Annotated in this window: 12 protein-coding genes; 4 read left to right on the top strand and 8 right to left on the bottom strand. The window is 68.0% G+C overall.

Annotation, left to right across the window (positions count from 1 at the left end; translation table 11 throughout):
- Nucleotides 1-204: 204 nt before the first annotated feature.
- The 4 genes from QTI51_RS28355 to QTI51_RS28340 form a co-directional block, all read right to left on the bottom strand.
- Nucleotides 205-1,197: a tripartite tricarboxylate transporter substrate-binding protein gene (locus tag QTI51_RS28355; RefSeq protein ID WP_116911882.1), complete on the bottom strand. Its 993-nt coding sequence runs from the start codon at nucleotides 1,195-1,197 to the stop codon at nucleotides 205-207.
- Between the two features lie 49 nt (nucleotides 1,198-1,246).
- Nucleotides 1,247-2,452, bottom strand: coding sequence for a M20 aminoacylase family protein (locus QTI51_RS28350; protein WP_116911653.1), 1,206 nt, complete (start codon nucleotides 2,450-2,452; stop codon nucleotides 1,247-1,249).
- 121 nt (nucleotides 2,453-2,573) lie between these two features.
- Nucleotides 2,574-3,464 (bottom strand): pirin family protein, encoded by an 891-nt coding sequence (locus QTI51_RS28345; RefSeq protein ID WP_116911883.1) that lies wholly within the window; start codon nucleotides 3,462-3,464, stop codon nucleotides 2,574-2,576.
- Entirely contained in the window at nucleotides 3,461-4,048 is a 588-nt protein-coding gene (locus tag QTI51_RS28340; RefSeq protein ID WP_116911654.1) for an NADPH-dependent FMN reductase, read from the bottom strand. The genes QTI51_RS28345 and QTI51_RS28340 overlap by 4 nt, the downstream gene beginning before the upstream one ends.
- Nucleotides 4,049-4,187: 139 nt before the next feature.
- On the opposite strand from QTI51_RS28340, the gene QTI51_RS28335 reads away from it, so the two are divergent.
- Entirely contained in the window at nucleotides 4,188-5,129 is a 942-nt protein-coding gene (locus QTI51_RS28335) for a LysR family transcriptional regulator (protein ID WP_116911655.1), read from the top strand.
- Here QTI51_RS28335 and QTI51_RS28330 read toward each other — a convergent pair.
- Together QTI51_RS28330 and QTI51_RS28325 are read right to left on the bottom strand one after the other, a co-directional pair.
- Nucleotides 5,119-5,535 carry a PIN-like domain-containing protein gene (locus tag QTI51_RS28330; RefSeq protein ID WP_116911656.1) on the bottom strand — a complete coding sequence of 139 codons (417 nt, stop codon included), beginning with the start codon at nucleotides 5,533-5,535 and terminating at the stop codon, nucleotides 5,119-5,121. The two genes, QTI51_RS28335 and QTI51_RS28330, sit on opposite strands and share 11 nt — an antisense overlap.
- On the bottom strand, nucleotides 5,532-6,272 hold the full coding sequence (locus tag QTI51_RS28325; RefSeq protein ID WP_286516873.1) for a MerR family transcriptional regulator: 741 nt from the start codon (nucleotides 6,270-6,272) through the stop codon (nucleotides 5,532-5,534). The genes QTI51_RS28330 and QTI51_RS28325 overlap by 4 nt, the downstream gene beginning before the upstream one ends.
- 96 nt (nucleotides 6,273-6,368) lie before the next feature.
- On the opposite strand from QTI51_RS28325, the gene QTI51_RS28320 reads away from it, so the two are divergent.
- Complete coding sequence (locus QTI51_RS28320; protein WP_116911885.1) at nucleotides 6,369-6,845, top strand: FKBP-type peptidyl-prolyl cis-trans isomerase; 477 nt, start codon at nucleotides 6,369-6,371, stop codon at nucleotides 6,843-6,845.
- Nucleotides 6,846-6,899: 54 nt separating this feature from the next.
- Here QTI51_RS28320 and QTI51_RS28315 read toward each other — a convergent pair whose 3' ends face one another.
- Nucleotides 6,900-8,486, bottom strand: coding sequence for a CYTH and CHAD domain-containing protein (locus QTI51_RS28315; protein WP_116911657.1), 1,587 nt, complete (start codon nucleotides 8,484-8,486; stop codon nucleotides 6,900-6,902).
- A 168-nt stretch (nucleotides 8,487-8,654) separates the two neighbouring features.
- Here QTI51_RS28315 and QTI51_RS28310 point away from each other — a divergent pair, with 168 nt between their 5' ends.
- Complete coding sequence (locus QTI51_RS28310) at nucleotides 8,655-9,071, top strand: VOC family protein (RefSeq protein ID WP_116911658.1); 417 nt, start codon at nucleotides 8,655-8,657, stop codon at nucleotides 9,069-9,071.
- Between the two features lie 160 nt (nucleotides 9,072-9,231).
- On the top strand, nucleotides 9,232-10,362 hold the full coding sequence (locus tag QTI51_RS28305; RefSeq protein ID WP_116911659.1) for a pirin family protein: 1,131 nt from the start codon (nucleotides 9,232-9,234) through the stop codon (nucleotides 10,360-10,362).
- A 37-nt stretch (nucleotides 10,363-10,399) separates the two neighbouring features.
- Here QTI51_RS28305 and QTI51_RS28300 read toward each other — a convergent pair whose 3' ends face one another.
- On the bottom strand, nucleotides 10,400-10,690 hold the full coding sequence (locus QTI51_RS28300) for a YciI family protein (RefSeq protein ID WP_116911660.1): 291 nt from the start codon (nucleotides 10,688-10,690) through the stop codon (nucleotides 10,400-10,402).
- Nucleotides 10,691-10,816 lie beyond the last annotated feature (126 nt).

Genomic DNA, 10,816 nt, shown 5'->3' with positions numbered 1-10,816 from the left:
CCTGGTTCTATTGCAGCTTGGCCCTCACCTTGACGCAGCCAATACCGCCTATTGAAAAACCAAACTCGCACCGCCGCTTGCGGATTGGAGAAGTCCCGGTAAAAGGAGGAGCCGAAGGCGGGGGACATTCGCGGAGGGAAGTACCCGGCGGCCTGTTCACCTGCCCCGAACCACAGCGACCCAAAAAACCAGCTCAAAACCAGCTCAGTCGATCTTCGCCCCCGAAGCCTTCACCACAGCCCCCATCGCGTCCCAGTCCGAGCGCAGCAGCTTCTGGAATTCTTCGGCGCTCTGCATGCGCGGCTCCACGCCCAGGCGCTTGAAGCGCTCCTGGATCGCCGGGTCCGCCAGCACCTTGTTGGCCGCGACGTTGATGCGCTCCACCTCGGCCTTCGGCGTGCCGGCCGGCGCGAGCAGGCCGATCCACGAATCGAAGGCGTAGCCCGGCAGGCCGCTTTCCGCCACCGTCGGCAGCTTGGGCAGGAAGGGGCTGCGCTGCTGGCCGGTGGAGGCCAGCAGCTTGATGCGCGCGTCGTCCTGGAAGCCGATGACGCCGATGCTCGACGAGATGACCGCCTGCACCCGGCCCGCGAGCACCTCGTTGACCGCTTCGCCGGTCGACTTGGTCGGAATGTGCGTCATCTGCAGCCCCGCCTTGGCCAGGAACGACGCCATGGCCAGGTGCGTGGCGCTGCCGTTGCCGGCCGAGGCGTAGTTGTACTTGCCCGGGTTGGCCTTGACCTCCTTGATGAAGTCGGCCGTGCTCGTCACGCCCATGTTGCCCGCCACCGCCAGCACATAGCCCGCGTTGCCGACATTGGCCACGCCCACGAAGTCCTTCAGCGGGTCGTAGCTCAGCTTGTTGTACAGGAAGCCCGCGATGTTGTGGCTCGCGGCCGCCAGCACCAGCGTGTTGCCGTCGGCCGGCGCGCGCGCCACCATCGCCGCGCCCACCGTGCCGCCCGCGCCCGCGCGGTTCTCCACGATGGCGCTGGCGTTCAGCGCCGTGCCCAGCTCGTTGTTGAACGCGCGCGCCACCGTGTCCTGCACCGCGCCGGTGCCGAAGGGCACGACGATGTGGATCACGCGCTGCTGCGCATGCACGGGCGAGAACGCGCCCAGCGCCGCGGCCGCGGCCGCGACGGCGAGAGCGCCCATGGAACGGCGGGTGAACAGGGTAGGCAAGGTCGAGGGCATCGGGGTGTCCACTTTCTTCATCGTCATCAGAACAGAGGGGGAAATGATTTCAGGTGCCCGACGGCAGCCAGCGTTGCGCCAGCTTCACGAAGTAGCTGGCACCGATCGGGATGATCTCGTCGTTGAAGTCGAACGAGGTGTTGTGGATGATGCAAGGGCCGGGCCCGTGCCCGTCGAGCCGGTGGTCGCCGTCGCCGTTGCCCAGGAACGCGTAGCAGCCGGGCCGCGCGATCAGCATGTGCGCGAAGTCTTCGGCACCCATCACGGCGGGAAAGTTGTCGGTGACCATGTCGTCGCCCACCACCTCGCGCATCACGCCCGCCGCGAAGCGCGCCTCGGCCGGGTGGTTCACGGTGGGCGGCGACGAGCGGTTGAAGAACACCTCGGCCGTGCAGCCGTGCGCCGCCGCCACGCCCGCCGCCACTTCGCGCAGGCGCGCCTCGATCTTGTCGATGGCATCTATCGAAAAGGTGCGGATGGTGCCGCCCACCGTGGCCACGTCGGGAATGACGTTGGGCGCGTCGGAGCCCTGCAGCTGCGTCACCGCGAGCAGCGCGCGCTCGGTGCTGGGAATGGTGCGCGCCACGATGGTCTGCAGCTGCTGCGCCAGCGTGACCACCGCCGCCACCGGGTCGATGCCCGTGTGCGGCATCGACGCGTGCGTGCCGCGCCCGCGCACCGTGATCTTGTAGGTGTTGCTCGAGGCCATGAGCGCGCCTTCGTTCAGCGCGAAGCGGCCCACGTCGCCCACCGGAAAGTTGTGCAGCCCGAAGACCGCGTCGCACGGAAAGCGCTCGAACAGGCCCTCGTCGATCATCTTCTTCGCGCCGGCCTTGCCCATTTCCTCGGCGGGCTGGAAGATGAAATTGACCGTGCCGTCGAAATCGCCGGGGCCCTGCCGCGACAGGTGCCAGGCTGCGGCCAGCAGCATGGTGGTGTGGCCGTCGTGGCCGCAGGCGTGCATGCGCCCGGGGTGGGTGGACTTGTGGGCGAAGTCGTTGGCCTCGTGCAGGGGCAATGCGTCCATGTCGGCGCGCAGCCCGATGGTGCGGGTGCCGGTGCCCTTGCGCAGCACGCCCACCAGCCCGGTGCCCGCGATGCCGCGGTGCACCTCGATGCCCCATTCGGTCAGCAGCGCGGCGACCTTCTCGGAAGTGCGGTGTTCCTCGAAACCGAGTTCGGGGTGGGCGTGGATGTCGCGGCGGATCTCGACGAAGCGCGCGGCGTTGGCAATGAAGGAGTCGGCGATGTTCATGGTGGGGCGGACGGAAGTCGTTCGAACGGACAAGCGAACGATTCTGTCGCAGCCCCCCGCCGCGTGCACACCGGGATTGCGCGCCTTGCCAGGCCGGCAAGGCCTGGCAAGGCCGCGGCAACTACCCGAGCCGCCCTTGCTGGCGCAGCGTCGCGCCGATGCGCCGGATCTCGGCCTCGCCCTGGTCCAGCGTCGCCCGGCTCGTGTGCACCGAGTAGTGGCCCATCACCAGTTCGTGCGGATGCTTCACTGCCGAGCCGAGCACGAAGCTGGTGTCGCCGCGGGCCACGAAGTCGATCGCGTCCTGCGACTCCTCGAACACCGCGAGTTCGCCTGCGCCGATGGGGCCGCCGGCGCCATCGCCAGCGCCACCGCCATCGCCCGTGTCGAGCCCGCCTTCGTTCACCGCCACCCAGCCCACCGTGTGGCCGGCCGGCGGCACATAGCGCCAGCGCTCGCCGTCTTTCAGCTCCACGCCCAGGTAGTTCATCGGCGCGGGCGCCGCGATGGCGCTTTGCGCCGCGCCGTAGCGCCCGAGCAGCACGCGCGCCGGGCCCTCCCGCGGCACCTGCGAAGGCGCGAGGTACAGGCTTTGCGCGGGCGCGTTTTCTTCCGACGCCGGCAGCGCCACCCACAGCTGGAAGCCGCGCACCCGCGTCACGCCCGGCGCGGGGCCGCCGGTGTGCCACACGCCGTTGCCCGCGCGCATCCACTCCACGCCGCCGCCCAGCAGCGTGCCCTGCTCGCCGGTCGTGTCTTCGTAGAGCGTGTCGCCCTCGATCAGGTAGGTGAGCGTGGCGATGCCCGAGTGCGGATGCAGCCCGAAGCCCTTGTGGCCGCCCGCGATGTCGAAGCCGAACAGGTCGAGGAACACGAAGGGCTTGAGAAATTCGCCCAGGTCCCCCGGGCTCACCAGCCGCGTGATGCCGCCGTGGCGCGAGCCGCGCGTGCGGTAGACGATGGCGCGGCTGCGCGTTTCGACGGCGGTGCCGAATCCAACGGCGGTGTTCATGCGGCCTCCCTGGCGGTCTTCAGCGCGCGGGTCCACCACGCCATGTCGTCGAGCATGGCGGTGGCGGCCTGCGCCAGGTGCGGAAAGTCGTCGAAGCTCTTGCCCTGTTGCCACACGCCCAGGAACTCCACCATGCCGATGTGCACCGCGTGGCGCACCGGCGCCATCTGCATCTCGATGGCCACCATCCGCAGCTGCTCCACGGCCCGCGCCGCGCCCACGCCGCCGTAGCCCACGAAGCCGATCGGCTTGCGAATGAATTCCTTGTAGGCCCAGTCGATCGCGTTCTTCAGCACCGCGCTCGGGCCGTGGTTGTACTCGGGCGTGACGACCACGAGGCCGTCGAAGGTGGCCAGCCTGGCCTGCCAGCGTTGTGCGGCCTCGTTTTTCACCGGGCCCCAGGCGGGCGCGCCGGCTTCATTGAAAAAAGGCAGCGGATGGTCGCGCAGGTCGACCAGCTCGAAGGCCAGGTCGGTGCGCTGGCGGGCGATGTCGTGGATCCACTGCGCGGGCTTTTCGCCGAAGCGGCCTTCGCGGGTCGAGGCGATGACGATGCCGATGCGGGGTTGCTGTGCCTGGGTCATGGGGTGCTCCTGATGGGTTGTCGTTGCGTTGACGTGAGTCTTGGTCGGCCATGCACTGAAGGTTAGGCACGCACCCATTGGTCGACTAGACGGTAGAGTGGTAGTGCACTCGTCCAAAAATCGGAGGAATCAAGCCGCCATGTTCGACCTCAACGACATCGCCATGTTCGTGCAGGTGGTGCGCTACGGCAGCTTTGCCGAAGCCGCCCGCCGGCTGGGGCTGCCGCCCAACACCGTGAGCCGGCGCATCCAGCAGCTGGAGGCGCAGCTGGGCACGCGGCTCATGCAGCGCTCCACGCGCAAGCTGACGCTCACGAGCGCGGGGCAGGCCTTTCATGAGCGGTGCGCCGGGCCTGTCGACGGGCTGGTCGCGGCGGGGCAGGAACTGGTGGCCGGCGGGCAGGCGCCCAGCGGGCTGGTGCGGGTGGCGGCGCCGGCGGATTTTTTCGATTTCTTTCCGATGGAATGGGTGGCCGATTTCCTGGCGGAGCACCCGCTGGTGAAGCTGGACTTCGTGCTCAGCGACGCCGCCGCCGACCTGATCGCCGAGCAGATCGACGTGGCGTTCCGCGGCGGCGTGCTGCGAGATTCGGGCTACATCGGCCGCCGGCTGGCCACGCGCAACGGCGGCCTGCTGGCCAGCCCCGGCTACCTCGCGCGGCGCGGCGCACCGGCCACGCTGCAAGACCTGGCGGCCCACGACTGCGTGACCCCGCCGCACCCGGCGGGGCACACCCTCTGGCGGCTCACGGGGCCGGACGGGGTGGAAGAAGAAGTGCAAGTCACCGGCCGCTTCACCGGCAACACCGCGCAGGCGCTGCGCAAGGCCGCGCTGGCGGGCCTGGGCATCGCGCAACTGCCGCCGTCGATGGCGACGCGCGACGAGCAGGAAGGGTTGCTGGTGCGGGTGCTGCCGCAGTACCGGTACACGGGGCGGGGGTTGAGCGTGGTGTATCCGAGCCGCAAGCATTTGCCGTTGGCGGTGTCGGCGTTTATCGAGCTGGTGGTTGGGAAGCTGGGGCAGTTGGATGTGTTGTCTGAAGCACCCGCGCCCACTGGAGCTCGTCGAGCTACAACTTGATGGCCTTGAACTTGGCGCCAGAACGGTGGGCGAACGGCACCGATAACATGCCGCCGGCCTGGAGCTGGGCTTGGGCCACGATCTGAGGCCACCAGCCGACCAGGCGCTCGGCCTTGCTCCAAAAGGGCTGCCCACTCCATTGCTTTTCCAGCACGAAGACCATGTGCCCGCCTTTGCGCAAGGCTTCGCGCTCTGCGTTGTGGTGCTTCTTGAAGCGGTCGATGGAAACGATGCACCACGGCCCCGTTTGCGTCAGCGCACCGATCCAATCGACGTCTTGCGCGTCGGAGCTGAAGAGATCCGTCAGATGCACGACCTGCTCGACCTCGTCCTTGATGGATCCGCACAGTCCAGCGACGCCACGTGCAAAGTGCGGCGACAGGTTCGCATCGAAAAAGAACTTCAAGCTCGTAGTCGCTCCTCGAACCGCACCGCGATGTCCACATGCTTCGGTTCTATTTCAAACTGCCGCGCGACCGCCTTGCGATCGCACCCTTCCGCAATGAAGGCATCGAAAATCGTGTCGGTGGGAATGCTCGGGCCCACCACGATGGGAGTGCCGAACTGGCGCGAGGGGTCCAGGGCGACGCCCTTGTTTCCGGACGGCGTCCAAAGGCGAGCGACATTGCCCGCGTACTCGATGCCTGTGTAGAGCGATGGCTTGATGACGTGCGTAAAGACAATCTGGCGTGCGCGCACATCGGTCAGGGTCTCGTCGCCCGCATCGTCGACCGCGGATTCGAAAATCTTCTTTCCGTCCGTCAGGAAGCGCCGCGTCGTCAGCGGATAGTCCATGTGCCAACTGTCGCGCGCCGCCTCGATGGTGGCCTTGATCACCTGGAGGCTCACACCCGCGTCGGTGAATGCGCGCACAAGGCGCAACTCCATCAGGTCACGGAAGCCAATGGCCGGCTCATCGAAATCGGCGTCTGCCAGTTGGGCTTTCCACAGGGGAGGCGTGGAGCGGTGACCTTCACCGTATTTCCATCGATGTCCCCGCATCCACCGCCGAACTGCGCGAGTTTCGACACCGATCAAGCGCGCGGCTTGACCCAGTGAGTAGATTCCCGTGTCCAGCAGATTCGATGCAACCATGTGGCGGAAAGTGTAGTTCTTAACCTCGCGCGGATACTGTTTTTTCATACAGCATTTCGTGAAGCCTTGCACGGTCCGGCGAACGGAAAGCGCATGAACACCGACATGAACACTGGTTCGCAGTTCGAACGAAAATGCCTCCCCATGAAAATCGAAAAAGACACCGTCGTCACCATCAAGTACAAAGTCTCCGACGCCCAGGGCAAGCTCATCGAGGCGAGCCCCGAGCCGATGGCCTACCTGCATGGCGGCTACGAGAACACGCTGCCCAAGATAGAGGAAGCGCTCGACGGCAAGGAGAAGGGCTACCAGACCGTGGTCAACCTCTCGCCCGAAGACGCCTTCGGCCAGCGCGACGAAGCGCTGGTGCGCAGCATTCCCAAGGCCGAGTTTCCGCCGGGCGTGAAGATCGGCGGGCAGCTGCAAGGCCGCCTAGACGACGGCACCGAGCACGTGTTCACCGTGATGAAGATCAAGGGCCCGGTCGTGCTGCTCGACGGCAACCATCCCTGGGCCGGCAAGGCGCTGAAGTTCAGCCTGCAGGTGACAGATGTGCGCGCGGCGCTGCCGGTGGAAATCGAGCACAAGCATGTGCATGGGGCGCACGGGCACCATCACTGACACAGACGCCTGAAGCGGCCGCGTCTTTCGAAGCCGCCACCGTTCAGCGCTCTTTCAGCCCTTCTTCCAGAACCTCGGCGCACCCTCGATCTTTGCCAGCGCCTTGCGGCACGCCTTCGCGCCCCCCGCGTGCCGCGCGGTGAACCAGCCCACCGCGAACCACGCCTGCCCATCGTGCTGCGCCGCGTCGCGGTACAACGCCAGCGCCACGGCCTCGTCGTTGAACTCGCCCAGCGCGTCCTGCGCGGGCCGCAGGGCCTTCAGGTAGCGCTCGGCGGCGTCCTTGTCCTTGTCTTCCCCCTCGAACAGCGGCGCCACGAACTCCGCCAGGTAGCGCAGACGCTTGAGCCGCTTGCGCACGCGGTGCTGGCTTTCGGTGTCCAGCGACTCGAAGCGCTGGCCGTCGCGCACCGCCTGCTTATGCAGCTTCTGCAGGCGCTTGCGCAGCAGGCGCCGCGCGTCATCGGCGTCGACCGCGGCGGTTTCTGCCGGCGCCAGGGCGGTGAAGCCGATGAGCGACACGAGCACGTTCTGGAACGCCGCGGCACGCACGACATCGCCGGCGGAAGCAAGCGGCGAGGCGCCCTCGGAATCGCTCCTTGCATCGCCCGCCAGCGGATCGAACTCCGGTGCGCCCGCTTCGCGCAGCCGCGGCTGCGCGAGCTTCACGACCTGCTCGCGGTCGCGCAACTCACCGAGCGCGCGGAAGGCCTCGACCAGCGGCGGCTCCCACTCGGCGGCTTCGAAAAGCGCTGAATCCGCATCGAGCGGCGCCAGTTCGCGCAGCGCGGTGCGCAGCCGGCGGATGCCGATGCGCAGCTGGTGGACCTGCTCTTCGTCCGCCGGGTCGGCGTTGCCCGCGGCGATCTCGCTGGCGTTCGGCAGCATCTGCGCCAGGCACGCGGCGACGACGGCCTGCTGGATGGCCCGGCCGTCCGGGTGCTGCGTGGCGAAGCGCGGCGGCTCGGCCTTCACGGCGTCCACCTGCTCGCGCGCGGCCAGCAGGCGCGCGCCGCGCTCGGCCTTCGACACGGTGCTGAACCACAACCCGTGCTGCTGCGACCAGCGCCGCGCCAGCGACACCAGGCCCTGCACGTCGCCGCTTTTCAGCTCCAGTTCCAGCTCGCACACGGGCGACTCGCGCTGCTCGGGCGTGCCGGCGTGCGCGACGACCTTGCCGACGTCCAGCGCCATCTCGACCACGGCACCGCCGGCCCCGGTGACGCGCACGTCGCGCGTGAGCCGCACGATGTCGGTCGATTGCCGCTCGACCAGCGCACCTGGGCCAATACCAGCGCCGTCGTCACCGTCGCTCCCCGCCAGCAGCTTCGCGAGCCGCTCTCCCACGGGCGTGCCCTGGTGGCGTTGCGGGTCGACCTGCGGCGCGGCACTGCCGGCGCCCAGGTCGACGTTGTGCTCCAGCCGGTGCAGCGCGTTGTCGCCGGTGGCCTTCACGGTCTGTACCCACCTCGGGCCTTCCTTGCGCAGCCGCAGCACCACGCCGTGGGCGGCAAGGCGCAGGTCGGCGGTGTCGAAATAGCGGGCCTGCAGGCGGGTGCGCTGGACGGCGCCGCGCTTCAGGGCGGCTTCGACGGCCTTCAGGCGGCCGGCGGGGATGCAGAACTTGAACTCGATTTCCATGCGCCCATGATGCCCGCGCCCAGCGCGCCAAGACAGCAAAACCCCCTCGCCGAAAATTCATGTGGACGCCGTACATTTTCTTTGATATCTTTTGTGGACGGTGTACACAACACGCCGGAAAACCACCTCCTTCACCCTTCATTCCCTTCACCTACACAGGACCGCACCATGGCCACCAAGCAGATCTTCGTGAACCTCCCCGTCAAGGACCTCGACAAGACCAAGGCTTTCTTCGCCGCGCTGGGCTACACCTTCAACCCGCAGTTCACCGACGCCAACGCCGCCTGCATGGTGGTGCAGAAGGACAGCATCCACGTGATGCTGCTGGTGGAACCCTTCTTCAAGACCTTCACCACCAAGGCCATCGCGGACACCGGCAAGACCACCGAGGTGCTCCTGTGCCTCTCGTGCGAGAGCCGCGCCGAGGTCGACGACCTGGTGGCCAAGGCCAAGGCGGCCGGCGGCACCATTCCGCGCGAGCCGCAGGACTACGGCTTCATGTACGGCCACGGCTTCCAGGACATCGACGGCCACCTGTGGGAGCTGGTGTTCATGGACCCGAACGTCGAGATGCCCAAGCAGTAGGCAACCAGCAGGCAACCGTCCACAGAGGCCCGACCACCCCGGCGGCACGATGCCCATCGTTCCATACGCGCTCTTCACTGTTGCAGGCAAGGCACCTACCGGAAAGCGGCGGCGCCCCGACATTCCTTCCACTGGCAAGGCACCATCGGCCATGCCCCCCATGGAAAGGAACAGCTACATGTCCGAAGACAACAACAAAGTGCAGAGCCCCACTGGTTCCGCCGGTGCAGTCGGTGCCGCCGGCCCCGTCAGCCCGGTGCTGCAGGTCGCGCCCCTCGGTTTTCCCTGGCAGACCATCGACCCCTTCCTGTTCTGCGTGTACCACGACGACGCCTACCCGCGCGGCAACGCCGGCATGGGCCCCGACGCCCCGCTGGCCGGCCGCCAGATCGGCCAGGACTTCAGCCGCAAGGACGGCTGGAGCATGTACCACGGCGACACTGTGCCGGGCTTTCCCTCGCACCCGCACCGCGGCTTCGAGACGGTGACCATCGTGCGCAAGGGCCTGGTCGACCACTCCGACTCGCTGGGCGCCACCGCGCGCTTCGGCGGCGGCGACGTGCAGTGGCTCACGGCGGGCAAGGGCATCGTGCATTCGGAGATGTTCCCGCTGCTCGACGCCAAGGCGCCGAACCCGCTGGAGCTGTTCCAGATCTGGCTGAACCTGCCGGCGCGCAGCAAGATGGCCGAGCCGCATTTCACGATGCTGTGGTCCGACGACATTCCGCGCTTCGCGTCCGACGACGCCAAGGGCGGGCGCACCGACGTCGCGGTCATCGCGGGCCAGCTCGGCGACGCCGCCAACGGCCAGGCACCCATCCAGCCGCTGGCGCCGCCGCCCGACTCGTGGGCCGCGCAGGCCGATGCCGACGTGGCGATCTGGACGATCAAGATGACGCCCGGCGCGCAATGGACGCTGCCCGCCGCCACCGGCGAGGGCACGCGGCGCATGCTGTATTTCTTCAAGGGCGCGACGGCGCTGGTCGGCGGCCAGCGCGTGCAGGGCCCGGTGGCCATCGAGCTGCGCGCGGAATTGGAAGTCGAGCTGGTCAACGGGCCCGACGAGGCGAGCGAGTTCCTGGTGCTGCAGGGCCGCCCGATTGCCGAGCCGGTGGTGCAGTACGGCCCCTTCGTGATGAACACGCAGGCCGAGATCAGCCAGACCATGGCCGACTACCGGCGCACGCAGTTCGGCGGCTGGCCCTTCGACGACACGGCGCCGGTGCACGGCCGCGAGACCGCGCGCTTCGCCAGGCACCCGGGCGGGCGTGAGGAAGTGCCGACGGCCTGAGTCCGTTGGTCGATGGGCGCCAGGGGAGCCAGAGGAGTTAGAGGGTCTTCAGCACCTCGGCGCCCAGCGCGGTCATGCTCGGAATGAACTCGAGCACCTCCGCGCGCGCCACGCCGTTCTGCACGAACGGGTCGCGCGACAGCACGGCGTCCAGCGCGTCGCGGTCGCCCGAGCGCACCAGGATCACGCCGCCCTTGCGCGGCACCTGTCGCCCCGAGGCCACGAACAGGCCGCTGGCGTAGTGCTTCTTGAGCCACCTGACATGCGCGTCCATCAGCGCGTCGAGCTCCTCGAGCGGGCGGACGTAGGTGAGGGTGACGATGAACATGGCGGAGGGCGGAAGTGCGGGGAATTCCGATCCTAGGGGCTGCCGCCTGCGCCAAAGTGTGCGCACCGGTAACCGACGCAACGCCCTGCATAGCGGCTGCGTCATGCCGCCGCGGGGCCCGCCGAT

Source organism: Variovorax sp. J22G73 (assembly GCF_030317035.1).
Taxonomy (GTDB): Bacteria; Pseudomonadota; Gammaproteobacteria; order Burkholderiales; family Burkholderiaceae_C; genus Variovorax.
This window is presented reverse-complemented; position numbering and strand designations above follow the sequence as displayed.